At 72.8% G+C, this 24,863-nt stretch carries 19 protein-coding genes; 9 read left to right on the forward strand and 10 right to left on the reverse strand.

The window, feature by feature from the left end:
• Nucleotides 1-58: 58 nt before the first annotated feature.
• Nucleotides 59-1,603 (forward strand): lysine 5,6-aminomutase subunit alpha, encoded by a 1,545-nt coding sequence (locus WMF24_RS14780; RefSeq protein ID WP_437737040.1) that lies wholly within the window; start codon nt 59-61, stop codon nt 1,601-1,603.
• Nucleotides 1,604-1,953: 350 nt separating this feature from the next.
• Nucleotides 1,954-2,688 (forward strand): OAM dimerization domain-containing protein, encoded by a 735-nt coding sequence (locus tag WMF24_RS14785; RefSeq protein WP_437737041.1) that lies wholly within the window; start codon nt 1,954-1,956, stop codon nt 2,686-2,688.
• A gap of 30 nt (nt 2,689-2,718) precedes the next feature.
• Here WMF24_RS14785 and WMF24_RS14790 read toward each other — a convergent pair whose 3' ends face one another.
• A complete protein-coding gene (locus tag WMF24_RS14790; protein WP_437737042.1) occupies nt 2,719-3,513 on the reverse strand; it encodes a J domain-containing protein in 795 nt (264 codons plus the stop codon).
• Between the two features lie 264 nt (nt 3,514-3,777).
• On the opposite strand from WMF24_RS14790, the gene WMF24_RS14795 reads away from it, so the two are divergent.
• From WMF24_RS14795 to WMF24_RS14820, 6 genes are all read left to right on the forward strand, one after another.
• Nucleotides 3,778-4,623 (forward strand): SDR family NAD(P)-dependent oxidoreductase, encoded by an 846-nt coding sequence (locus tag WMF24_RS14795; protein WP_437737043.1) that lies wholly within the window; start codon nt 3,778-3,780, stop codon nt 4,621-4,623.
• Between the two features lie 320 nt (nt 4,624-4,943).
• A complete protein-coding gene (locus tag WMF24_RS14800) occupies nt 4,944-6,701 on the forward strand; it encodes a hypothetical protein (RefSeq protein ID WP_437737044.1) in 1,758 nt (585 codons plus the stop codon).
• A gap of 44 nt (nt 6,702-6,745) precedes the next feature.
• Nucleotides 6,746-7,252, forward strand: a complete 507-nt coding sequence (locus WMF24_RS14805) for a T3SS (YopN, CesT) and YbjN peptide-binding chaperone 1 (RefSeq protein ID WP_437737045.1) — start codon at nt 6,746-6,748, stop codon at nt 7,250-7,252.
• Between the two features lie 24 nt (nt 7,253-7,276).
• Nucleotides 7,277-8,614 carry a hypothetical protein gene (locus WMF24_RS14810; protein WP_437737046.1) on the forward strand — a complete coding sequence of 446 codons (1,338 nt, stop codon included), beginning with the start codon at nt 7,277-7,279 and terminating at the stop codon, nt 8,612-8,614.
• 360 nt (nt 8,615-8,974) lie between these two features.
• The gene (gene cyoE / locus WMF24_RS14815) at nt 8,975-9,976 is read left to right on the forward strand and encodes a heme o synthase (protein WP_437737047.1); all 1,002 of its coding nucleotides are present in this window, start codon (nt 8,975-8,977) and stop codon (nt 9,974-9,976) included.
• 51 nt (nt 9,977-10,027) lie between these two features.
• The gene (locus tag WMF24_RS14820) at nt 10,028-10,756 is read left to right on the forward strand and encodes an SCO family protein (RefSeq protein WP_437737048.1); all 729 of its coding nucleotides are present in this window, start codon (nt 10,028-10,030) and stop codon (nt 10,754-10,756) included.
• A 21-nt stretch (nt 10,757-10,777) separates the two neighbouring features.
• Here WMF24_RS14820 and WMF24_RS14825 read toward each other — a convergent pair whose 3' ends face one another.
• Together WMF24_RS14825 and WMF24_RS14830 are read right to left on the reverse strand one after the other, a co-directional pair.
• A complete protein-coding gene (locus tag WMF24_RS14825; protein WP_437737049.1) occupies nt 10,778-15,205 on the reverse strand; it encodes a sigma 54-interacting transcriptional regulator in 4,428 nt (1,475 codons plus the stop codon).
• A 71-nt stretch (nt 15,206-15,276) separates the two neighbouring features.
• On the reverse strand, nt 15,277-16,050 hold the full coding sequence (locus WMF24_RS14830; protein ID WP_437737050.1) for a DUF3105 domain-containing protein: 774 nt from the start codon (nt 16,048-16,050) through the stop codon (nt 15,277-15,279).
• Between the two features lie 77 nt (nt 16,051-16,127).
• Between WMF24_RS14830 and WMF24_RS14835 the strand changes: the two genes are divergently transcribed.
• Nucleotides 16,128-17,024 (forward strand): diguanylate cyclase, encoded by an 897-nt coding sequence (locus WMF24_RS14835; RefSeq protein WP_437737051.1) that lies wholly within the window; start codon nt 16,128-16,130, stop codon nt 17,022-17,024.
• A 28-nt stretch (nt 17,025-17,052) separates the two neighbouring features.
• Here the strand turns inward: WMF24_RS14835 and WMF24_RS14840 are convergent, their stop codons facing one another.
• The 7 genes from WMF24_RS14840 to WMF24_RS14870 form a co-directional block, all read right to left on the reverse strand.
• Entirely contained in the window at nt 17,053-18,168 is a 1,116-nt protein-coding gene (locus tag WMF24_RS14840) for a hypothetical protein (protein ID WP_437737052.1), read from the reverse strand.
• 77 nt (nt 18,169-18,245) lie between these two features.
• Complete coding sequence (locus tag WMF24_RS14845; protein WP_020735484.1) at nt 18,246-18,500, reverse strand: hypothetical protein; 255 nt, start codon at nt 18,498-18,500, stop codon at nt 18,246-18,248.
• A gap of 108 nt (nt 18,501-18,608) precedes the next feature.
• Nucleotides 18,609-20,144 carry a cytochrome c3 family protein gene (locus WMF24_RS14850; RefSeq protein ID WP_437737053.1) on the reverse strand — a complete coding sequence of 512 codons (1,536 nt, stop codon included), beginning with the start codon at nt 20,142-20,144 and terminating at the stop codon, nt 18,609-18,611.
• 11 nt (nt 20,145-20,155) lie between these two features.
• Nucleotides 20,156-21,898 carry a hypothetical protein gene (locus WMF24_RS14855; RefSeq protein WP_437737054.1) on the reverse strand — a complete coding sequence of 581 codons (1,743 nt, stop codon included), beginning with the start codon at nt 21,896-21,898 and terminating at the stop codon, nt 20,156-20,158.
• A gap of 172 nt (nt 21,899-22,070) precedes the next feature.
• Complete coding sequence (locus WMF24_RS14860) at nt 22,071-22,832, reverse strand: HEAT repeat domain-containing protein (protein WP_437737055.1); 762 nt, start codon at nt 22,830-22,832, stop codon at nt 22,071-22,073.
• A 161-nt stretch (nt 22,833-22,993) separates the two neighbouring features.
• Nucleotides 22,994-23,794, reverse strand: coding sequence for a hypothetical protein (locus WMF24_RS14865; protein ID WP_437737056.1), 801 nt, complete (start codon nt 23,792-23,794; stop codon nt 22,994-22,996).
• Nucleotides 23,795-23,934: 140 nt separating this feature from the next.
• Nucleotides 23,935-24,861 carry an outer membrane beta-barrel domain-containing protein gene (locus WMF24_RS14870; protein WP_437737057.1) on the reverse strand — a complete coding sequence of 309 codons (927 nt, stop codon included), beginning with the start codon at nt 24,859-24,861 and terminating at the stop codon, nt 23,935-23,937.
• Between the last annotated feature and the right edge of the window lie 2 nt (nt 24,862-24,863).

Consider the following 24,863-nt stretch of genomic DNA (forward strand, 5'->3'; position numbering starts at 1 on the left):
GCGCCGGAGTACCGGCCGCGGTGAGAGTGCGCTAAGACCGCCTGCCCCGGAGAAATCCATGACCACCGTCCCCGTGGAGCAGGAAAAAGTGGAGGCGTGCCGCGCATTTGCGGCCGACATCGCCGACGAGGTGCAGCGCTTCATCGACGGCCACACGACGGTCGGCGTCGAGCGCACCGTGGCCCGCGCCTACGGCGTTGTCGGGGCCGACGCCGAGGGGACGCCGCTCGCGAACGCGCTCGTCGATCGCATCCATAAGGCGGGGCAGATCGGCCGCGGCGTCGCGTACCACCTCGGCCGGGCGCTCTCCGAGGGCGCCGCCTCGGTCCAGGAGGCGGCGGAGATGCTGGCCTTCAGCGAGTCGGCCGACTTCGAACAGGGCCCGTCCGTGGCCGAGGCGCGCGGCGCGCTCGAGGCGGCGACGCGGGAGGCGATCGCCCGGATCGACAGGGCCCGCGACGAGCGCGAGGCCAACAAGGCCGCTCACCGGGTCGGCGCCGCGCCGCTCAAGTACGTCATCGTGGCGACCGGCAACATCTACGACGATGCCGTCCAGGCCAAGGCCGCCGGCTTCGCCGGGGCCGACATCGTCGCCGTGATCCGCGCGACAGCGCAGTCGCTCCTCGACTACGTCCCCGAGGGGCCGACCACCGAGGGGTACGGCGGCACGTACGCGACGCAGGAGAACTTCCGGATCATCCGCCGCGCCACGGACGAGGCGGCCCGCGACACCGGCACCTACCTCGCGCAGACGAACTACTCGTCCGGCCTGTGCATGAGCGAGATCGCCTGGATGGCGGCGGTCGAGCGGCTCGACATGCTGCTCAACGACGCGATGTACGGGATCCTGTTCCGCGACATCAACATGCAGCGGACGTTCGTCGATCAGTACTTCTCCCGCAGGATCATCGCGAGGAGCGGGATCGTCATCAACACGGGGGAGGACAACTACCTCACGACGGCCGACGCGGTCGAGAAGGCCCACACGGTGCTCGCGTCGCAGTTCATCAACGAGGCCTTCGCCCGGCGCGCCGGCCTCCGTGAGGAGCAGATGGGCCTCGGCCACGCCTTCGAGATCAACCCCTGGCTGGAGGACAGCCTCCTCTTCGAGCTCGCGCAGGCCCAGCTCGTCCGGCAGATCTTCGATCGACACCCGATCAAGTGGATGCCGCCCACCAAGTTCAAGACGGGCGACATCTTCCACAGCCACGTCCACGACGCGATGTTCAACCTGGTCGGCATCACGACGGGCCAGTCGATCGAGCTGCTCGGGATGTTCAGCGAGGCGGTCCACACGCCGCTCCTCATGGACCGGTATCTGTCGCTGAAGAGCGCCCGCTACATCTTCACGGCGGCGCGGCACCTCGGCGACGAGATCCAGTGGAAGCCGGGCGGCATCGTCGAGTCGCGCGCCCGCGAGGTCCTCGACAAGGCGCACGCGCTGCTGCGCGAGGTCGAGAGGGACACCCTGTGGGACGCGATCGGGCGCGGCGCCTTCGGCGACGTCAAGCGCACGCGCACCGGGGGGAAGGGGTACGCGGGCGTCGCGGCGCGGCACCCGGAGTACCTCAACCCGATCCTCGAGGTGCTGGAGCGCTCCTAGGCGCTGCGATGCGCCGCTCTCGTCGCAGCGCTGACGCGGGGTTCGAGGGGAACGGAAGGAACGGAGGACGGCCGCCGAGGCGCCGGGGACGCCAGGAAAACCAGGGAACTCTCATCCTGGTGTCCAGGCGGGATGATCCGTGCTCGTTCGAGCTCCGCGCCGGCGCCGGAGGCGGGCTCGGACCGCCCCGGGAAGCCACGTCACTCGAGTCTTCAAAAGGCATGCTCCCTGAGCTTTCGTGTCGTCTTCGTCCGCGCTCGATGACGCGATAGCCCTAGCCGCGCGAGGCCGCCTGGCGCTACTGTCAACGAGGGAGCGGCGCAGTCCGTCCCCTGAAGACGGAGGTGAGCATGGCACCGAGAAACATCCTGCGTGCGTATGGCGACCGCGAGGGCGACGGGATGGTCCAGATGTCGTTCACGCTCCGCGTCCTGCCGGGCGACCGCGCGCGCGAGGCGGCGAAGCGCTTCGCCGAGGCGCACGGCCTGCGCGAGCCGCTGGTCACGGCCATGGAACAGGCCAGCCGGGAGCACACCTATTTCGTTGTTTACGGACACTCCCAGCACGGGGTCGACATCTCGGACATCGAGGTTCAGGAGCTCGCCGCCCAGCCGCTCACGCGCGACGAGATCGAGGCGCAGGCGAAGAAGCTCGGCCGCAAGATCGTGGTCGTTGGCGCCTGCACGGGCAGCGACGCGCACACCGTGGGCATCGACGCGATCCTGAATTACAAGGGGTTCGCTGGAGAGAAGGGCCTCGAGAGCTTCAAGTGCTTCGACGCCCACAATCTCGGCGCGCAGGTCGAGAACGCCGAGCTGTGCGAGAAGGCCAGGGCGCTCGGCGCCGACGCCATCCTTGTCTCGCAGGTGATCACGCAGCGCAACTGCCACAAGGAGAACGCGGCGGCGCTCGTGGAGATGGCGACGCGCCAGGGCTTCCGGGACAAGGTCATCCTGCTGCTCGGCGGCCCGCGCATCGATCACAACCTCGCCGTCGAGCTCGGCTTCGACGCCGGCTTCGGCCCGGGAACGAAGCCGATCACGGTGGCGTCGTTCCTCGTCGAGCGCCTCGTGGGCAGGGCCTAGGCGGTCAGGCGACGAGCGGGTGGCAGGCGGTCAGGCGACGAGCAGGTGGTAGGCGGCCGAGAGCTCGGCGAACCGCGCGGTGCGCCGGGCGTGCTCGCCGGGCTGCGCGCCGCCGAGATCGGGGTGCATCACCGCGGCCAGGCGGCGGAACGCGCGGCGGATCTCGATCTCGCTCGCGCCCTCGCGCAGGCCGAGCACGGCGAGCGCCCGGCGGCGCGGCTCGTCCACGCGGGCGGCCCGCGGCGCGCCCCCCGCTGCGCCGCGCGGCGGCGCGCTCGACGAGGCGCGGTGTGCTGCCCCCACGTCCGCGACGCGCCGGTGGCGGTCCCGCGCGCGCGGGCGGCCGTGGAGGAAATCGTTCGGCGAGAGCGGGCCTGTCTGCCGCAGCGCGCCGGCGAGCGGCCTCGCTGTGTGGAAGCAGATGGTCGCCTCCTCGATGGCGAACAGCGCCTCGAGGCGGGCGCGGAGCTGGATCCGGAGCGCGCGCTCGACCGCGCTCTCCGGGATGAGCCCCGCGGCCACGAGCACCTCGCCGGTCCGGCGCCCCCGGTGCGCCGCGACGAGCGAGGCGAGCCGCTGGATCGACGGCCCGGGCGCGGAGCCGTCCTGCGCGAGGATCTCGCCGATGCGGGGCACCCGGAGCGGCGTCTCGACGGCCGTCACGAGGCCAGAGAAGAGCTGGATCCGATGCTGGCGGCCGGGCACCGTGGAGCCGCTCGGCGTCCGGAGCTCACAGAGCTCCAGGAGCCCGGTCGTCTTCTCACGGTACAGCGCGCCGAGCAGGTCTCCCAGGGTCGACGTGGAGAGGCGGCTGGGCAGTTGCATCGAACGCGGCGTTACCATCGCAACCCGCGATCGGCCAAACAAGCAGCGGCGGCAGAGCGCGCCCGGCGTGGTCGGGCGGCCGGCGTGGACCGGCGCGGAAGGGCCCGCCCGCGCGTGCCCCGTGCGCCTCGCGCGCCTCGCAAGATCGAGAGATCACGGGCTCGCGCGCACGAATGTGCGCCCGGGCGGAGGCCCGGTGTGCGAAGCTCCGCGCGCAAACGGCCCGGCGCACCGCGCCGGCGCGCGGATCAGGAGGAATCTGCGATGGGCTTGCTCGACGGAAAGGTCGCGATCATCACGGGCGCCGGCGGCGGGATCGGCCGCGAGGAGGCGCTGCTCTTCGCCCGGGAGGGCGCGAAGGTCGTGGTCAACGATCTCGGCGGCGCGCGCGACGGGGCGGGCTCGAGCGACGCGATGGCGTCGCAGGTCGTCGAGGAGATCCGGGCCGCGGGCGGGCAGGCCGCGCCGAGCTTCGACAGCGTGACGACCCCCGAGGGCGCGGCGAGGATCGTGAAGACCGCCGTCGACGCGTTCGGCAGGGTCGACATCCTGGTCAACAACGCGGGAATCCTCCGCGACAAGACGCTCCTCAAGATGGATGAGGGGATGTGGGACGCCGTCATCGCCGTTCACCTGAAGGGGACCTTCCTGTGCACGCAGGCCGCCGCCAAGCAGATGGTCGCGCAGGGCGGGGGAGGGCGGATCGTCAACACAACGAGCGTCTCGGGGATGCTCGGCAACTTCGGACAGGCCAACTACTCCGCTGCCAAGGCCGGCATCTACGGGCTCACCCGCACCGCCGCGATCGAGCTCCAGAAGCAGCGGATCACGGTCAACGCGGTCGCGCCGATCGCCAGGACGCGCATGACCGAGGATCTGCCGATGTTCCAGTCGGCCGGCGACACGCTGACGCCGGCGCACGTCGCGCCCGCGGCGCTGTTCCTCGCGTCCGACCTCTGCGCCGACCGCACCGGCAACGTCCTCGCGGTCGCCGGCGCGCAGATGTACATTTACAAGGTCGTCCAGAGCCCCGGGAAGTTCAAGGACGAGGGCGGTATCTGGACGGCGCAGGAGATCGCCGATCACTGGGACGCCATCAACAAGCTCTGATGGCAACATCGGAACCACCGGCGCGCGCCGGCGCGGGGGCTTCGCGGAGGCGCCGGTCGGCGCGCGGCGCGCGGCGGACGCGGCAGATGCGACGGATCTGGGGCGCGCCGACCGTTGCTGTGCTGATCCCCGGATGCTAGGTTCGAACCGCTTCCTGGGTGCGATCGGCGCATCGGCGTGCGGTCGGCGTACGGTTCGTACGGTTCGAGCAGGTCGTTCACGCGGAGTCTGGAGGTGCCACCGGTGACCGTCGTTCGCTGCTGTTACGGCTGCGCCCCCTCGCGCGGCGCCGTCTCTGCAGCGCGGAGGCGCTGAGCTCCATGGCCCGCGACGCCCACATCCCGCTCGCCCTCTGGATCTGCGCGGCGATCGTGGCGCACATGGCGGGCGGCGGCGGCGCCGTCGAGGTGGCGCAGGTCATCGAGGACCGGGCCCAGCTCCGCCAGATGGTCCACGCGGTGCGGCAGGGCCTCCGGCCGGGCGACATGACGTTCGAGGTGCTGACCGACGGCGTCGCGGCCACGCCGCCTCCCGCCCCGGTCGCGCCGCCGGAGCGGCCGCCTTCCGCCGACAGCGAGCCGGACAAAGACACGCCGCCCGATCCGCAGCAGAAGCCCGACCCGGCGAAGGTGGCCCAGACGCCGCCGCCCAGGCCGGAGTCGCCTCGCCCGAAGGCCCCTCCGCCCCCGCCGCCCAAGCCCGAGCCGCCGAAGGAAGAGGTGGTCAAGGTGGTGCCGGCCAAGCCGGTGCCGCCGCCGCCGATGCCGCCCCCGGATCGACGGATCGCCGTCCGCCAGCACGTCGAGAAGGACCAGGAGGACAACCCCGAGGCGAGCCGGATCGCGGACGACGCCAACAAGGTCGCCGAGGAGACCATGGCGCAGATCCGCTCGAAGGATCAGGACGATCCGACGCCGACGCCCGGGACGCCGTCCGGCCCGATGGGGCCGAAGGACAAGGTCGGCGACAGCGACCACGATCACAGCGGCCACAGCGAGGAGAGGGCCGGCAACGAGAAGAACGCGCCCGGGGAGAACAACCCCGACAGCGAGAGCGCGGAGCACCACAGCCCGGCGTCGCCGGCGAAGGCCGCGCAGGCCGCCCGGTCGGGGTCGCCGCCGAGCGTGCCGGGAGCGAGCGGCGGCGGCCGCGTCGCGCAGGCGCCGCCCGCCGCCGTGCCGCCGCCGGACAAGGGCGCCGCGGGCGGCGCGGGCCCGGCGTCGCCCGAGGTCGTCGACAGCGCGCACGGGGGCTACTCCCTCGACCCGGCGAACCCGGGCGGCGACGGAAAGAGCCGCGTCGCCGGCAAGAAGGCGACGCCGCAGCCGTACAAGAGCCCGGTCCGCGTCGGCTCGATCGGCCTCGGCGCGCCGGGGCTCCCCGGCGGGCCCAACCTCAACCTGAACATGGCCGGCGTGCAGGCGGCCGTGGGCAACGAGAAGCTCAAGGCGGAGCGGGCCGCTGACGGCGCCTCCCGCAAGAGCGCGCACCGGGGCTCGTGGGAGACGACGGACAAGTGGAAGAAGTGGCGCGCCGCGATCGAGAACTACGACCCCTCGGTCAAGCCCGGCAACCAGACCTCCCTCAACGCCGCGCGGGTGCCGTTCGCGACGTACATCAACATGATCCACAACCGGCTCCACCCGATCTTCGCGGAGGAGTTCCTCGCGTCGCTCGAGAGCCTGCCCGCCGGGCACGCGTTCAACCAGAACCGGGTGACGCACCTGGAGATCGTGCTGAACAAGGACAGCGGCAGCATCGTGCGTCTCGGCGTCACGCGGCCGAGCGGGATGACCGCGTTCGACATCGTCGCGCTGAGCTCGGTGCACCGCGCGTCGCCGTTCGGAAAGGCCCCGGACGCGATCGTGTCGCCGGACGGCAACGTGTACCTGCACTGGGAGTTCCACCGGGATCCGTACGACGCGTGCTCCACCCGCAACGCCCGCCCCTTCCTGCTGAAGGCGCCGTCCCAGGCCACGCCGGTCGAGCCGCCGCCTGTGCGCAGGCCGCCGCGGCCCGTCCCGGGCGACGAGAAGACGATGGCGCCTCCGGGGCCGCTGCTTCCGCTCCGGCGATAGGTCCCGGCTCTGCATCGGGACCGCGGCGATGTATCCTCGGCGTCATGTCGAAGGATTCCGACGCGGCCGTTCAAGTGACCATCGCGCGCATCGAGGCGGCGCTCGCGGATTCCCCGGCGTTCACCCGGGTCGAGCCGCAGTTCTACGTGGTCCGGCAGGGGACCGCGTACGTTTACCTGCATGTACTGCCGTGGGCGCCGGATCGCGCGCTCGTGCGGCTCGTCGCGCAGCTCGCCCGCGGCGTCGAGATGACGCCGGATCTCGCGATGAAGCTGCTCCGCCTGAACGCGCGCATCCGCTTCGGCGCGTTCGGCTACGTCGCGCAGGGCTCGTGTGTCGTCATCGTTCACACGCTCCTCGGCGGCGAGACGCTCGACGCCGACGAGATCCTGGTCGCCCTCCGGGATCTGTCGGTGCTCGCGGACGAGTACGACGACCGCATCGTCGAGGAGGCCGGCGGCCAGCGCATGCAGGACCTGATCGACGCCTCCGCGACCGCCGCGGTCTTCACCGATCTCGACGCCGTCCCCCGCGCCTGGGACAAGGGCTGAGCGACGGGCGCACCTCCTCACTTCATGCTCCTCAACATCGATCTTCCCCCCGAAGGCCCTCCTCCCTCCGCCGCGCCGGACCCCGCCGCCCCACCGCGCCGCGAGGAGGGCGGCGACGCGCCGCCCGCCGAGCCCGCCGCCGCCCCACCGCGCCGCGAGGAGGGCGGCGACGCGCCGTCCGCCGCCGCCGGGCCCGCCGCCGCCGGGCCCGCCGCCGCCGGGCCCGCCGCCGCCGGGCCCGCCGATGGACGGCCCTCCGCCGCCGCGCGGCCTCCGCTCGCCGGCATGCCGGTGCTCGCGCTGATCCGGCCGCTCGCCGTGCTCGCCCTCCTCGCGATGCTCCTCGGCCGCATGCTCGCGCCTGCGATGGTCGGCCTCGCGGTGGGCATCGAGCGCGCCGCCCACACGGTCGAGCTCGCCGGCGCCGGCGCCTCGCAGCTCTTCGCGATCGGCGCGATCGTGATGGCGATGGCGCTGATCAGCGCTGTCGTCCGGAGCCGCGTCCCCTACACGCTGCGGATCGCCGCGGTCGTCGCGGGAAGCTTCGTGATCCTCGTCGTCCTGCACGCGACGGTGCAGCGCGTGCCCGACCTCTCGGCCGCGCTCATCGGCGTGAGCGCGGCGGTCCTCGCGCTCGGCAGCGCCTGGGAGGCGCTGCGCGTGCCGTTCATGCGGCCGGTCGCGGCGGCGCTCGGGCTCGTCGGCGCCTCCGCGCTCGTGCGGCTCACCGGCGTGCTGCTGGCCGTGTGGGCGAACGAGCGCGGCTCGAAGGCGCTCGCCGGCGCGACGAGCTCCGTCGCCACGGCCGCGTTCGCGCTCGACGCGCTGGCGGTCCTCGTCGCCACGGTCGCGCTCGGCGCCGGCCGCGATGCGCGCCCGCGCGACGCCGAGCCCGAGCGGCCCGGGCCGCGCCTCGTGAGCCCCCTCTCGCTCGCGGCGCTCGCCTCGGCGCTGCTCGCCACGCGGGCGGCGCTCGCGGGCGCCGCGGAGGACGCGTCGATGGTCGAGGCGCTCTTCCGCCGCGCGCTCGACCGGCTGCTCACGCGCCCCGCTCCGGTGGTGCCGTTCTCGATGCAGCTCTTCGCCGCCGCGCTCTCCGTTGTGGTTGTCGCGCTCGCGCTGGTCGCCCCGCCGCGGCTGCCGGCGCTCGGCGGCGCGCTCGCGCTGCTGCTCGTCGCGCGCAGCGCCCCCGAGGTGCCGCTCGGCGCGCTGTCGCTGGTGATCGCCGCCCTCTGCGTCGCCCTCGCGTCCCGCGACGAGCGCGGGTTCTGGGCGGCCGTGCTCGCGAGCGAGCGCGAGCGCACCTCGAGCGCGCTCCCGGAGGCCGGGAAGCCGGACCCCACCGGGGGCGCCTCAGGTTGACGCGAGCGACGACACTCGTTAAGGACGCCTCGCCGCTGGAACACCGTGCACACCCTGCCTGGAACTGCCGGCCTGTGGACAGGTGTTGGGCGCGACGGAGCCGCTGCGGCGCGCCGTGACCATTGCCGAACGGCGGCTCGTTCCCTAGCGGAGGCGAGCGCGAACGACTGACGATCTCGACTCCCCGAGGCGCGTCGCGCGCGCTAATGTCCCGGCCCAGATGCTGTTCTTTCCAGTCACCCTCGCACCGGCGATGAAGTCGTTTTCCGGCCTGGCCACCCCTCGAGCGGGGGTCTTCGGAGGTGTCGCGCTGCCGCCGGGCGTGGGCGCCGGGCGCGACAGCGAGGTGTCCGCGTGACCATGAGCGCCGAACAGGTCACGGAGCGGGCTGCGGTCCCGTACGTCCGGCAGGCAGAGCCTTCCTCGAGCGATGAAAGCGGCGCGCTTCGCACGAGCGCGCGCCCGCTGCTCAAGGTGGCGGCCGATCTGGTGAGCCTCACCAAGCCGCGGATCACGCGCATGGTCGTGGCCACGATGCTCGGCGGCATGTGGGTCGCGAGCCGCTATCTGCGCTCCGGGCTGGCCGGAGAGGCCGCGATCGAGCGCGCGGCGGTCCCGACGACACAGCTCTTGCTGGCGCTGCTCGGGACGGTCCTCGTCGTGTCGGGCGCCAACGTGCTCAACATGTACATCGAGCGCGACACCGACGTGCTGATGGAGCGGACGCGGAGCCGCCCCCTGCCGGCGCGGCGGCTCGCGCCCGAGGTGGCGCTCTGGTTCGGCGTCGCGCTGTCGGCCGCGTCGATTCCGCTGCTGCTGGTGTGGGTGAACGCGACGACGGGCGCGCTCGCCGCGCTGGCGCTGCTCAGCTACGTGCTCGTCTACACCCCGCTCAAGCGCCGGACCACGCTCGCGCTGCCGATCGGCGCGATCCCGGGCGCCATCCCTCCGCTGCTCGGGTGGACGAGCGTCACCGGGCGCATCGACGCGCCCGGCTTCCTGCTCTTCGCCGTCATGTTCCTCTGGCAGATCCCGCATTTCCTGGCCATCGCGACGTTCCGTCGGGAGGAGTACAAGCGCGCGGGGCTCAAGGTGCTGCCGGTCGAGAAGGGAGATCGCACAACGCGGCTCCACATGGTCGGCTATCTCGCGCTGCTCGTCTTCACGTCGGTGCTCCTCGTGCCCCTCGGCGTCGGGGGTCCTGTGTATCTCGGCGCGGCGATCGTCCTCGGCGGCGCCTTCTTCGGCCTCGGCGCCTACGGGCTCCGTCCGGGCACGGGCAATCGCTGGGCCCGCGGGGTCTTCGTGTCCTCCATGGTGTATCTGGTGCTGCTCTTCGCCGCGCTGATGATCGGCGCGTGAGCGGGCCCGCCCGGCTTGACGCGCCGGGGACCGGCTCCTAAGCGTCGGCCGATGGCGTCCATGGAGCCGACGCGCCAGGCGAACGGCGCTCCTCCTCTCGCAGAGCTCGCGCAACCGATCAGTCAGCCGCTTCCGCCGCAGGGCGGCCACGCGGAGCGGCCCCGGCGTGGGGCGTTCGCCGGGCGGCCGCTCTTCTGGATAGCGCTCACCTCGCTCGTCGGCCTCGTCGCGCTCTTCCTCGTCAGCCGCGCCATCCGCCCCGGCGCCGCGGAGCCGCCGGCCATCCGGATCCCGCTGCCCGCCTTCGAGCTGACGGACCAGCGGGGCCAGCGCTTCGGACTGGAGCAGCTCCGGGGCCGCGTGTGGATCGCGGACTTCATCTTCACGACCTGCCCGACCGTCTGCCCCAAGCTCACGCAGCGCATGAAGGAGATCGAGGTCCGGAGCCGCGATCTCGGCGGCGCGCTCCACCTCGCGACGTTCACCGTCGACCCGGAGAACGACACGCCGGAGGTGCTCGCGGCCTACGCCGCATCGAACCAGCTCCCGCTCGAGCGGTGGACGCTGCTGACAGGCCCTCTCGATCAGATCGAGTCGACGATCGTGCGCGGCTTCAAGATCGCGATGGGTAAGAAGGAGTCGAGCCCCGGCATCTTCAGCATCTTCCACGGCGAGCGCCTTGTGCTCGTCGACAAGGAGGGCGCGATCCGCGGCTATTACGAGGCGAACGACGAGGGGATCTCCGCGATCCTGCGCGACGCCGGCGCCCTCGTGAAGTAACGGCGCTCGCGCGGGGGCGGCTCACACCGCGATCGCGAGCCGTTTGATCATCTTCTGCAGGCCGAACCGCGACAGACCGAGCAGCTTGGCGGCCTGCGTCTGGTTCCCGCGCGTGCGCTCGAGCGCGTCGCGCACGAGCTCCGTCTCCAGCGCGTCGATGCGCGCCCGGACGTTGAGGCCGAGCTCGCGCGGCGCCGCGCCGCCGTGCGCGACCTCCGGCGAGAGGTGCTCTCGGTCGACGGTCCCGTCGCACAGCACGATCGCCCTCCGGATCTCGTTCTCGAGCTGGCGCACGTTGCCGGGCCACGCGTGGGCCGAGAGGCGATCCATCGCCGCGCGCGTGACCCGGATCGGGGCGCGGCTGTGCTTGGCGATGAGGTGCCGGACGATGAGCGGCACGTCCGTCGCGCGCTCGCGCAGCGGCGGTACCCGGATGGTGATGATGTTCAGCCGGTAGAGGAGGTCCTCGCGGAACGCGCGCGCGCGGACGAGCGCCTCGAGGTCCCTGTGCGTCGCAGCGATCACGCGCACGTCGACCCGGCGCGCCCGCTCCGAGCCGAGGGGCCGCACGAGGCCGTCCTCGAGGACGCGCAGCAGCTTCGTCTGCATGCCGAGGCTCATCTCCCCGATCTCGTCGAGGAACAGCGTGCCCCGATCCGCCACCTCGAAGAGCCCGGCGCGCGGCCGCTCCGCGCCCGTGAACGCGCCGCGCACGTGGCCGAAGAGCGCCGACTCGAGGAGCCCTTCCGGGATCGCGCCGCAGTTCTCCGTCACGAACGGGTGCGCCGCGCGCGGGCCGTTCTGGTGGATGGCCCGCGCCACGAGCTCCTTGCCGCTGCCGGACTCGCCGACGACGAGCACCGGTACGTCCGAGGCGGTCACGCGATCGACGAGGCGCAGCATCGCGCGGACCGGCTCGCTCTCGCCGACGATGGCGTCGTACCTGTAGCGCGTGTCCCGCCCGCCGCGCGCCCTGGCGAGCTCGAGCGCCGCCGCGTCGAGCTCCGCCTCGCGCCGCGCGAGCTCCTCGGCGAGCCGCGACGAGGCGCGCTCCGCGCGCCGCGCGGCGCGGCGCAGCTCCACCTGCGCGCGCGCGTCGGCGATCGCGAGCGCCGCGACCGACGCGATGGTGCGCGCCCACCGCAGCTCCTGGGCCCCGAACGCGCCGCGGCGCACGCGGTCGTCGAGGTAGACGACCCCGAGCGCCTCGCCGCGCGCGATGAGCGGCACGGCCAGCACGCTCCGCAGCTTCAGCGCGTGCACGCTGCGGTGCACGCTCGGCAGCTCCCCGGCCGCGTCGACGGCGACCACCGGCTCGCGCGCCTCCAGGGCGCGGCGCGCGAGCGTCTGCGACAGCTCGAGCTGCTCGGCGCCGAGGCGGGAGCGCGCCAGGTTGCGCGCCGCCCGCGGGACGAGCCGCCCGTTCGGGGCGGGCAGGAGCAAGAGCCCCCGCTCGACCCCCGTCCAGAGCACGAGCGCGTCGACGACGCGGTCGAGCAGCGGCGCGAGCCGCTCGCGCTCGCCGAGCGCGCCGACGAGCACCTCCAGATCGCGCGCCTGCTCGGGCCGGAGGCCGCTCTCCGGCAGCGCCCGCGCGCGCGCGACCCACGGCAGCGATCGGACCGCGCCGGCGATCTCCGGCGCGCCGGGCACGGCGGTCCCGGCCGAGCCCGCGTCGGCGTTGCGCCTGCAGAGCTCGCGCGCGGCCTCGGCGAGCGCCGCGAGCACCCGGTGCGCGACGTCCGTCTGGCCGGCCCGCACCGCGAGCGCGTGCGCCGCCGCGAGCGCCGGGCCGCGCGACGCGATCGGCGCGCGCGCGCCAGCGAGCGCCGCGAGCGCCGCGAGGGCGCGATCGGGGGGGCCCTCTGCCGCCGCTCGCGCCGCCGCGCCAGGCGCATCTTCGGCGGCGGGAGCCGCGCCTGCCTCCTCCACGGCGAGCGCGCGCGCCGCGCGCGCGCCCCACCAGTCGAGCCGCGAGGCCGCGGCGATCTCCGGGCTGCTCGCGAGCTCGTCGAGCTGCTCGACGCGCGCGCCGTCGAGCTCGTCGGCGTCGTGGCGCAGGAGCCGCGCCGCCGCCCGGAGCGTGTCGTCCGCGGAGCCGCCGGCGAGCAGCGCCGCGGCCCGCGCCGCCGCCGCGCGCGCGCCGAGCTGCGCCCCGGCGTCCGGGCCCGCGGCGCCGTCAGCGCGCGCGGCGGCCACGTCCGCGATCGCCCAGAGCGCGTAGGCCTCGGCCTTCGTGTCCCCGGCGTCGCGGGCCCGCGCGATGGCCTCCTCGGCCATCCGCCGGGTCTCGTGCGCGAGGCCCGCGGTGGCGTACGCCGCCGCGCACGCCAGCAGCGCGCGCGCCGCCTGCGCCGGCCGGCCGAGGTGCTCCCAGAGCAGCGCCGCGCGCGTCGAGGTCGCGATCGCGCCGCCGAGATCGCCGAGGTCCACCGCCGCCGCCGCCTCGCCGGTCCTGTAGGTCGCCTCCTCGACCACGGCGCCGGCGCGGACGGCGTAGTCGGCCGCGGCGCTGAACGACGCGTGCGCGCGCTCCGGATCGCTCGCGTGCCACGCGTAGCCGCGCACCGCGGCCAGGCGCGCGAGCTCCTCGACGGAGCCCGCGAGCGCCTCGCCGCGCGCCACCTCGGCGAGCGCGCGCGCGGCGTCGCCGCGCACCACGGCGAGGAGCGCCCGCACCTCGCAGAGCGGCGTGGTGAGCTCGCTCCCGGCCAGCGCCTCGGCCGTCCCGAGCGCTCCTGCGTCGATGGCGATGCGCGCGAGCACCGCGCGCGCGCGCCCCTCCGGGTCCGCGCCGGCGTCGACGGCCGCGCGGGCGCGCTCCTCGGCGAGGGCGCGGTCGCCGGCGCGCCGCAGCACCTCCGCGGCGATCGGCGCGGCGTCCGTCGCGTCCCGCACGCACGCGCGCAGCACGAGGCTCCGCGCGCGCCCGAGATCGCCGTGCAGCCGGAGCGCGTTGGCCGCGGCGACGACGAGGCTGGCGGGCGCGTCGTGGCGCTGCTCGATCGCCTCGATCGCCAGCGGATCCGGCGGCACCCGCGCGATGGCGAGCGCGAGCTCCGCCGCCTCCGCGGCGCCGATGCGCTCCGCCGCGGCGACGCCGTCGCCGTCGCCGCGGTGATCCTTCGCCGCGGTCCGCCGCCGCCGCGCCCCGTCCCCGAGCGCGGCTGCCTCGACGTCCGCGAGCGTCCATGCCCGCGGCGGGATCTGCCGCGCCAGCGAAGCGAGCGCGTCCGCGAGCGCGCGCTCCGGCACGGACGCGATGACCCCCATCGGCCACGCCGCGGCGCTGGTCCCCACGAGCGCGGTGAGCCAGCGCGCGACGCGATCCGGGCCGAGCCGCCCGAGCCACTGCGCCCCGCCCTCGGCTGCGCCCGCGCGCGCCGCGCCGTCGCCCGCGCGCGCCGCGCCAGGCTCCGCGCTGGCGAGCGCGCGCGCCCGCTGGACGACCGCGAACGCGTCCTCGAGCCACGAGGCGACGTCGTCGCGCACCCCGAGCGCCGTCTCGAGCTCGTGCCGGCGCAGGCGCAGGTACGCCGCGCGCACGCGGCGCGCGTCGCGGTCCTGCCGGTCGCGCTCTGCGCCCGCCGCGCCTGGGTCCTCGCGGCCGGCGCGCCCTGTCGGCGCGCGCCGCCCCGCGAGCGCGCCGCGCGCCGACTCGGTGACCCACGCGGCGGACGGGCGCGCCGCGGGGCTCGGCGACAGCAGGGCCCTGCAGATCGCGTCGAGCGGCGCCCCCGCCGCGCTCTCCGTGGCCACCGCGGCGCGCGCCGCCGCGATCGGATCCGCCGCGGCCGCCACGACGCCGGGGAAGGCCACCTCGGCGAGCAGCGTCCCCAGCGCGAGCAGATCCCTCGCCCGCGCGTCCCCGAGCTCCGGGTCGCCGCGCGCGATGTACCGGAGCGTCGCCCCCTCCACGGAGGTCTCGTGGAGAGAGCAGGCGAGCCCCAGGTCGATGATCCCGACCCGCCCCTCCGGCGTCAGGATCAGGTTCTCCGGCTTGAGGTCTCCGTGGGCCAGGCCGATGCCGTGCAGGTCGCCGAGCGCCTCGCCCGCGTCGCGCGCGACGGCGAGCGCGAGCGCCGCGCGCTCGCCGGGAGGCAGCCCGCGCGCCGCCTCGGCCACGGATTGCCCCTCCCTCCAGCGCATCGCCACGAACGCGCGCCCGTCGTCGCCGGGCGCGCCCTCGGCGCGCGCGACGCCGTCCCGCCCCGCGAGCCAGCCGACGTCGACGAGCTCCGGCAGCCGCGGCGACAGCGCCAGCGCGGCGTACAGCGCCTCGCGGGCGAGCGCCTGCCGCGCGGCCGCGCGCTCCTCCCGGGAAGCGCCGCGGTCGCGCCGCTCGATCTTGAGCGCCACCGCGCCGCCGCGCTCCAGATCGGCCGCCCTCCAGACCTCGGCCGATCCGCCGGATCCCGCGAGCTCCAGCAGACGGAAGCGCTCTGCCAACCGAGTTGGCAGGGTCGATGGATCGAGCATACCGCGAATGGTCCCGGTATGCGGCGTACCTGTCAACCCGGTTACAGCCCCGGGGGGCCGCCGCCGGCCGCCGCTGCGCCGGACGCGTCCGGCGCGTCGGCGTCGGGCAGCGCCTCGTCGCAGCGCGGCGCGCCGCCGTCCGGCCGATCCACGTCGACGGCCGCCGCGCCGCTGCACGTGTCTTCCGGCCCCCTGGCGTAGCTGTCCGCCACGAAGCGCGACAGCGACGCCTTGTCGAGGCACGTCGCCGTGTACGTGGCGCCCCAGGCCGCGGCGGCGATCGGCGTGTCCAGCGCGCTGTCCGGCGTCATCACGAGGCGCGCCTCCGGCCCTCCGGGCAGCGTGAGGCACCGCGGATCGGACGCGGCCTCGGTCCGCACCTTGTCGAGCATCGCGGTCACCTCCGCGCAGCCCGACGCGGGGCACCGGTAGGCGAGGACGATCGCGCCGTGCTCCAGGTTGTGCACGTAGAGCTCTCGCGGGACCTCCGCCTCGTAGCGCTTGTACGCGGCCCACGAGCTCCAGTGATCTCCGCCGCTCGGCGGGTTCGTCGCGTACTGGACGGGCGTGCACGCCGGCACGTGGAGCGCCGAGGGCACGGGGATCCCCGTCTGGATCACGACCTTGCACTCGGTCTCACCCGGCAGCGGCGGCGCGTCCGGGAAGAGGGTGATGGGCTCGGGCTGCTCCGGCGGCGTCGACGCGTCGCCCTCGTCGTGGATGACCGGGGGCGCGCTCTGGCCACACCCGCATAGCAGCGCGGCGGACGCCGCCGCGACAGCGCCACACATCCGCGCGAAACCGCTGCATTTCATGGCCGCAGGCTACCATGTCCGACGCGCGACGCGCGTTGCCCTGCGAGGCCGGCTCTGGTGTACTTGGGTCCTCCAGCGTGGCGAAGCAAGAGAACGATCATCGGCAGACGCTCGTCACCTGCACCTCGATCGCGCCGCCCGCGATCCCGGTGGAGCCCGGCACCGCGTGCCTCGTCGTGATCTACGGCACGGAGCTCGGGCGCCGCATCGCGCTCGGCACTGGATCGATCGAGTGCGGGCGCGCGATACAGACCGATATCCCGCTCGACGACGAGGCGGTGAGCCGGCGCCACGCGCGCATCTCCTGGACCGGGATGAGCTACGTCGTCCGCGATCTCGGCTCCACCAACGGCACCTACGTGAACGACGTCTCGGTCGACGAGCGCGTCCTCAAGGACGGCGATCAGGTCAAGATCGGCCGGACGATCTTCAAGTTCATCCAGGGTGGGAACGTCGAGCTCTCGTACCACGAAGAGATCTACCGCCTGATGACGTTCGACGGGCTGACGCAGGTCCACAACAAGCGCTCCTTCGAGGTCGCGCTCGAGCGGGAGGTGTCGCGGGCGTGCCGCTACCACCGCCACCTCTCGCTCGTCATGTTCGACATCGATCACTTCAAGAGCATCAACGACACGCGCGGGCACCTCACGGGCGACGCGGTGCTCCGCCAGATGGCCGCGCTCGCCGCCGCGAACGTCCGCCGCGACGACATCCTCGCGCGCGTCGGCGGCGAGGAGTTCGCGCTGCTCGTCCCGGAGATCCCGCTCGACAGCGCGCGCCTCGTCGCCGAGAAGCTGCGCGCCCTCGTCGAGCGTACGCCCTTCCGCTTCGAGGAAGGCGAGATCGCCGTGACCGCGAGCTTCGGCGTCGCTGCCGTCACGCCGGACGCGCCGGTCTCGCCGATGGAGCTCTACCGCCGCGCCGACGAGCGGCTCTACCACGCGAAGAAGGGCGGGCGGAATCGCGTGATGTGACGGCGCGCGGGCGCCGTCGCGGGGCCCCTCACGGGGCTGGCATCGAGCAGTCGCGCGGCACGGCGCCGGCGAGGATCCACGCGGACAGGATGTCCATCCCGTCCACGTACTGCGTGAGGGTCGGATCGTCCGGCTTCTCGGGGAAGAACCGGAACTGGGGGATGCCCCACTCCGGGGGGGGCATCGGCACGCCCATGACGAACGCGGCGCGCAGCCGCTCGATCTCCTCGCGGAGCTGCTCCGCCGCCTCGCCGGTCAACGAGGGGTCGATCGCGTTCTCCCCGATGATGATCTTGTAGAGCAGGTAACTGTTCCCCGGGTTGTTCGGGTCGATGATCGGCATGGCCCGGCCGAAGCGCTCCGGGGTCTGCTCGGCCAGGTGCGCGTGCTCGCCCACCTGCGTCTGGTGCGCGGCGCGCCCGATCGCGGTCTCGAGGAGCGGCGCGACGTTGTTGAACAGCGGCGCCCCCACGTTCAGGTTCAGCCCCGCCGAGGCGTTCCCATCGATGTGGCAGCCCGCGCAGCTGAAGAGGACATACGCCGCGCCCCTCACGCACATGGTGCACACCGGGTCGTCGTCGCACTTCTCCATCACGCACTCCAGGTCCCGCTGGCAGTAGAAGTCGCCGCCCGGCATCCTGAACTCCGGCGTCGCCTGCGGCGGGTTCGTCGCCGCGACGGTGAACTCGATGCGCACATTGTCGCGCAGGGGCGCGCCGTCGAACGCGCGGACGCCGGACGGCGCGTCCTCGTCGACCGGCCCGAGGACCGTGAGCGCGTACCGGCTCCCCGGGACGAGGCCCTGCATGCCCTCGACCTGGCGGAGGATGACCTCCCGCTGCACCGGGTTGTACGTCGCCGCGAGCGGGATCGGGTTCACGCAGTCCGCCGGCGTCCGGACCTCTGCGGCCAGGTCGCCCGAGAGGCACACGAAGTCGGCGAGCGCCGCGCCGCCGACCGAGCGGGGCAGCAGGAAGCGATCGAACTTCAGCACGATGCTCGCTGTGGAGAGCACCGGGATCGCGCCGCTCGGATCGAGCGGGGTGCGGACGGGCTGGTAGTTCTGGTCGAGGCTGGTCGTCGCCCGCGCCTCGAGCAGCTGCACGGGAGGGCTGTCGGCCCGCTGGTACGAGGCCTCGCCCACGTCGCAGCCGGACGTGGCGAGGGCAGCGAGCAGGCAGAAGGGGAGGGGAGCAAGGCGCGCCGCGCGCGCCGTCCTGCTCAGCTTTCGGCGTAGAGCGAGAGCTGCTCGCGCACGACCTTCTCGTTCACCCCGCTCTGGATGTGTTCCTTGAGACAGTCGGCCAGCGTGATCAGCATGTCGTCGACCCCCTTCTCCTCGATGAGCTTCGACAAAAGTTGGCGCGCCTCCCGTCCGTCGTCCTCGCGGAGGAAGCCCCGCACTGTCTCCAGCGTGATTTCCCCCTGGAAATCGAGATAGAGGTTGTCGATCAGGTACTTGATCAGCTCCTTCACGCCCGTTCTCCTTGGCGTTCGCGGCGATCGTCAGGGAAGCCGCGCGCACTTCGCTATACCCGTCGCCGGAAGGCCAGGGCAAGGAATATACTGACCGATTTTGACTTTTCATTGGCAACGCTGGACGAACATGTCGCTCGACTGATGGCACACGAGGCACGGGCGCGGGTTCCGGGAGAACGCCGTCTTGCACTTGCTCTCGAACCCGAGCGGATGCGGGTTCAGCCCCTGCCCGCCTGATGCGCCGCGCGTGGCGTGGCAGGTCGCGCAGTCCCGCTCGGTGTGGCAAGAAACGCACGCATTCAGGTTTCGCTCGGCTTCCCAGGCGTGGTGCTTCGCGCTGCGCGGCGCGTTCGTCCACTCCGCCGGCGGCGGATGGAAGCGGCGCCCCGCGGGACGGGTCGCGCTCGGCGCGTCGCGCGCCACGCCCGTCCGGCGGTGGCAGTCTGCACAGAACGTCTGCTCCTGATGGCAGCTCACGCAGCGTGGATTGTCCTGTCTGGCCGCTTGCGCGTGCATCGAGAGGAAGTCGTTCGGGTGCACGTTGCGCGGACGGACCTTCCCGTCGTGGCAGTCGGTGCAGTAGTTCTCCGTGTGGCACGTCCCGCAGAACGCGCTGTCGTTCGCGGCGATCTGCTTGTGCCGCTCGAGCCAGTCCGGGGTGTGCCCCGCGTTGTGGAGCCACCGGGGCGGAAGCAGATCGCCCGTGGCGAACGTGGTCACGAGCCGCCCGTCGGGGCGCGTCAGGTGGCACACGTCGCAGTCGCTCTTCGCGTCGCCCTGGGCCGCGCCGCTCATGTTGTGGCACGTGAAGCAGCCGGCCATGCGCGGCAGTTGCTCGCGGGTGGCGAGCTCGAGCCGGTCGACCCGACCGTGGCACTGGCTGCACTTGATGTTGCGTCCCACGTGCTTCTGGTGCGGGAAGCGGAGGTTCGCGTGCGGCAGGACGAGCGGCGCCACCTTGCCGCCGGCGCCAGCGTCCTCGCCGATGTGGCAGTAGACGCACTGCCCGTTCTCGTTCGTCCCCGCCTTCACCTGGGTGATGTCGGAGTGATCGACGTCATGGCAGTTGTCGCAGGTCTCTGCCGGCCTCGGCAGCAGCCGGTCCGACACCGCGTTGCTCGTGTACGCCCCCGCGTGGCACGACTTGCACGTCTGACGCAGCCCCTTGACGTGCGTCTTGTGGTTGAAGCGGATCGTCAGCGTCTGCGGGGGATAGATCTCGTCGCTCGGGGTCGGCGTCGCGCTCGTCCCGGGCGGCATCCAGGCGAGCGGCACCTCCGCATCGCCGGGCATCGGGTGCAGGCCCGAGGTATACGCGCCGCGCGGCGGCTTCGCGGCCGCCTCGCCCTCGCCTTCCTCGGCGCCCTCCGCGTCGTCGGCCGCCTCCTCGCTCTCGTCCTCCGCATCCGCGGTCGCCGCCGGCTTCGGCTGGGCGGCCGCCTCGGGCCCCACGATCGCGAGCGCCAGCGCGCCCAGGCACGCGACGATCGCCACCCACCCGGGGACGAACCTCACCTCGTCGCGCCGCGCCCCGCGCCGGCCGTCCTGCCCTGCGGCCTCGCGCCGGCCGTCCTGCCCTGCGGCCTCGCGCCGGCCGTCCTGCCCTGCGGCCTCGCGCCGGCCGTCCTGTCCTGCTTCCATCCGATCCTCGCTCACGGCGCCACCCGCAGGTTCACGAGGCCGACGACCCGGAAGCGCTGGCCCACCAGCCGATTCATGTCGTGCTCCCACTCGAGCTTGAAGTCCGCGGCCTCACCCGGCCGGTACCCCGCCCCGAGGACATACCCGAACGACGTCGCGCCCCGGTCCGGCCGGAGCGGGTCCTCCCAGTTGTACAGCGACACCCGCGCCCCGAGCGCGTAGCGCTGCCCGTGGAGCCGCCGCTCTCCCGAGAGATCGGCCCCCGTCCGGCGCCCGCGCTCGCCGGTCTGCAGCATCCCGCGGAGCTCGACCGACGTCGTGCGGGTGCGGTAGCGGCCCGCGAGGTTCGCGAGCACGTCCGTCGTGATCGTCGCGGCGCGGTTCTCCTCGTCGCGCGCGTAGCCCTCGAGCCTGCTGTCGCTCGAGGGATCGAGCACCGTCGTCCCGAGGCAATCCCGCCGGCCCGTCGCGATCTCGCACTGATCGGCGCCGAACTCCTCCGGGTTCCCCTCGGCGATCCACATCCGCGTGCCGCCCCAGGCCGCGAGGTCCACCTCGCGGGTGATGTCGACCGACGCCCGCCCGGTGATCGTGGTGATCGGATCGTGGGTGAACCAGTTCCAGATGGAGTCGGCGTCGAACGTCGGAACGAAGTAGTCGATGTCCGCGCCCAGCGTGACGCGGCTGCCCGCGTAGACCTCCAGGCCGCCGTAGAACGAGCCGACGAGCTGGTTGTAGAAGTCGTAGGTCACGCCGCCCTTGATGCCGCCGAGATCCGGTTTGTTGATGTCGGCGGCGTACCCGAGCCGGTCCTGCGAGATGCGCGACCCCTCGACCGTGTGGACGCGGCCGTCCTGGTCCGGGAACTGCCGGCCGACCGTGGTCCCGAGGTTGTAGACGCGCCTGTAGGTCAGCCGGCCGTGGAGGAAGCTCGGACCGGCGCTCTCGAGCGCGACGCCGAACGCCGGGGCCAGGCCGGCCTCGTTGTACGACGGGTAGTCGGCGAGGCTGCCGGGCCGGGTCTTGTCGCTGCCGAAGCCGCGGTGGCTGCCGCGCCACACGCCCTGCCGCTCGTAGCGCGACGTCGAGAGCGGCAGTCCACCGCGCTGCTCGAGCCCGCCGTACGCCTCGATCTGGACGTAGTAGGGCGTCGTCACCCGGAGGAGCGCGCCGTCGAACGACCACCACCCGAGCACGTCGCTCATGTACTGCCGGCCGACCCGGAAGCCGAGCCACCCGTTCGCGACGTTCCGACCCTCGAAGTACGCGTACATCAGGTCGAGCGGCGCCTCCTCCAGCCCCGGGATGAAGCGAGAGCCGCCGGCGACGCTGTAGTCGGTCTCGCCGCCCTGGTACGGGCCTTCGAGGTGGCCGTTCACCCCGAAGTCCGCGTCGAGCCGGAGCCGCAGGGTCGCCGAGTAGTCGGCCTCGCCCGGGGCAGAGTCGCCCTGGAGGTTGTAGACGGCGAGCCCCAGCGTCTGCAGGAGCCGCCGTCGCTCGATGTTCGTGTTCCCCCAGGGACTCGCGACCTCGTAGGCCTGGACGCCCGTCGTCGACTCGACCTGGAAGTCGGCCGCGGCCGCGCCGCGCGGCGCGAGCGCGCACGGGAGCAGGCAGGCAGCGGCGATCGCGCGCGGCAGCGAGACGCGCCGCGCGCTCCGTCGGGGAGGGGCTGGCCGCGCCCCGCCGGAGCGAGGGCGCGGCTCACGGCGTCGTGACGGGAGCTCCGCCATCGACGAGCGGTGCTCAATCACGGACGCTGCGCTCCGTTTCCTGTGGTGCTTCCTGTTGTGCGGGCCGGCGTGCGCGGCCTTCGCGCTCAGCAGCCGCCGAGGGCTGAACAAGCATGGCGCGGAGTTTCGTCCACGCGCGGCGATGCTGTCAACCCGATCGCAGGACGAGCAGCCTTGTCACAAAAGCGCGCTGTCAGCCGTAGCCGGCGGCCTTCCGGAGCTTGCCGTCGGCGCCGACGCTGAAGCCGTTCGAGTCCTGGAGCGCCTCGTTCGCGCTGCTCCGCAGCTCGGCCGGCACCGTCCAGCCCCGGGCCAACAGCCCCTCGGCCACCTTGTTCTTCACCCGCACCGACTCTTCGGCGGGCAGCATCTTCACCAGCGCCGGCACGCTCGCCTCGCTCTCCTGGGCGAAGATGGTTTGCACGGCGTGGAACCGGACGGTCTCGTTGACGTCGTCGAGGAACCGCTCCACCGCGACCCGCACGTCGTCGCCCTTGATGCCGCCCAGCGCGACGATGAGCTGCTGCTTCGGCTCGGTGTTGCGCGCATACTCGGTGTCGAACCGATCGAGCAGGCGGACGAGCTCGGTGCGGTAATCGGCCTCGTCGAGCACCTCCCGCAGGACCTTGAGCGGCCAGGTGAGCGCCTCGGCCTTCAGGCAGAACTCGACGACGGCCGGCACCGCGTCCTTGCCGGCGTCCACGATCCCCCGGAACGCCAGATCCTTCTCTTCCTGATCCGTGATCGAGGGGTCGATCGAGAAGGTGAAGCGCCGGAGGAGCGCCGCGGCCGCGTCCGCGCTCTTCATCGCGGCGAGCGACTGGATGGCGTCGAGGCGGTCGTACGTCTGCGCCCGCTTGTCCGCGACGACCTTGGCCAGACCGGCCACCTTCTTGTCGGAGGACGCGCCTCCGGCAGGGGGATTGCTCTTGCGGAGAAAATCGAAAATACCCAACGCTGACCTCTGGTGGCTGTCCCGCCGCCGCGGTCCGAGCTACCCGGCGTAGCCGCCGGTCTCCACCGCCGAGGGCCGGGCTTGCAGCCCCCGGCAGGTGGGATCCTCGCCCGGATTGCTCCGGACGAGCCGGCTCGGCCGAGCCGAGCCGGCGCAGCCGTCTACTCCGTCGTCTTGATGGCGGTGGGGAATTGAATGCTCAAGCTCACGGTCACCATGCTGGTGAAGTGGAATTCGCGGTCCTTGTCGTCCACCTTGTTGTCGGGGAACGCCTCGTCCGTGCCGAGCCCGTGGTTGTCGAAGCCCGAAGTATTCCACGAGAACGGCAGGGCGCGCCACTCCGCGCCGAAGCCGAGGAAGTCCGCCGGGTAGAAGTTCAGGCCGAGGCCGAACGTCGGCGCGAAGGCCAGGCGGCTCTCGAGCCCGAAGGTGTTCGCGCAGTTCTCGGTGCACTGCTTGCGCTCCTTCACCCCGATCGCCGCGTAGCCCGCGAAGAAGTTCACGTCCGTGTCCACGAAGAGCTCGGCGAACAGCGCCAGCTTGCCGCGGAAGGGGACGAACGTGAGCTGCGGCGCCGCCACCCACTGGATCTGCCCGAGCTGATCCTTCGTGAGGTCGCCCCGTGTCAGGTTGACCCGGGTCAGCTGGCACTCCTTCGTGAACGAACGGTTTCTGCAGTCGCGGGCGTCGATCGCCACGCGCTGGAGCTCGTCCGTCAGCCCGGTGTTGTACTGGAAGCCGTAGCCTCCCCAGGCGCCGATGCCGAACCAGTCCGTGAGGTGGTAGGTGAGGCGCATCCCCGGCATGATCGTCCGCCGGTACTCGTCGAGCAGCGTGAACGATGCGCCTGGCGCGACCTCGAACCGCCCGTCGCGGTGGAGCCGGAGCTTCCGCACGGCGGGCGCACCGGCCAGAGGGCCCGTGAGCTGAATCTCCTGCGCCTCCGCGGGCGCAGCCGTCATCAGAAGTGCACAGCCGGTAAGCCCTGCCACCACGGTGCAGAGGCTCTGGACGAATCGACGCATCATGCCTGTCCCCGTCTTTGGCTGAATCATCCCAATGTCACGCGCTCGGCGTCCGCGCGTCCCCACGTCCAAAGGCCTCACTTCGGCAGCCGATATTCCCAGGAGAACGGCAGGAAGACCGAGAACCCGACCTGTGCCTGCACGTTGTTGGTGAAGCTGTTCCCCTCGGCGAGCCACGTGCTCTTGTCCTGCTCACGGCCCTGAACGACTCTGGGGTTCTCGAGCTCGTCGAAGAAGATGTAGTCGCTGACCTCGGCCATGGCCGCGAACCAGCGGTTGAAGAAGATGCGGAGGCCGCCGCCGACGTGGAATGCGAGCTTCGGCTTCCATTCGAAGGTGCGGTTGTCCGGATCGACGACCGCCATGGGGCGCGTCGAGATCGCGCCGACGCCGCCCAGCACATAGAAGTCGTAGTGGAAGATGAAGTCGCTGAACCCGGCGAACTTGCCGTACGCGGGGACGTACGTGAAGTTCGCGTTCGCGTTCCACTGATACTCGGTGATCGGCTCACCGATACGGGCCGCCCTGCTCGTCTGGAAGTTGAAATCCGACGGGGTGTTGAGGCCGCCGTACCAGTTGCCGTTGACCCCGATCGCGAGGACGTTGGTCAGGTACCAGTTGACCGCGAGCCCGGGGCCGTTGTGACCGACGAACTGGTCGTTCATCGTCAACCCGAAGTACGGGTTCACCTCGAAGCGGTGATAGCGCAGCGCGTAGATCTGCTGCACCGCGTAGGTCTCAGGGTTGAGCTCCTTCGCGGCCTCCTTGTTCAGGTCGATCGTGGGACACGCGGACGGGTCGATCTTACAGATGTCCCCGAGCCCCGCCTCATCGTCGCCCTCGGCCCCGGCCTCCGGGGCCTCCGCCGGCTCCGTGCCCTCGGCAGGAGTCTCTGGCTCGTCGAGGTTGATTTCCTTGGGTTGCTCATTCTGCTGAGCTGACGCCGTGAGCGGCACCGCGACCAGCGCAGCCGCAACGAGAAGCCCCACGCGAGCCTGGTTCATCG

Origin of the sequence: Sorangium sp. So ce1335, from assembly GCF_051521615.1 — a bacterium.
In the GTDB taxonomy this organism is placed as follows: Bacteria; Myxococcota_A; Polyangia; order Polyangiales; family Polyangiaceae; genus Sorangium.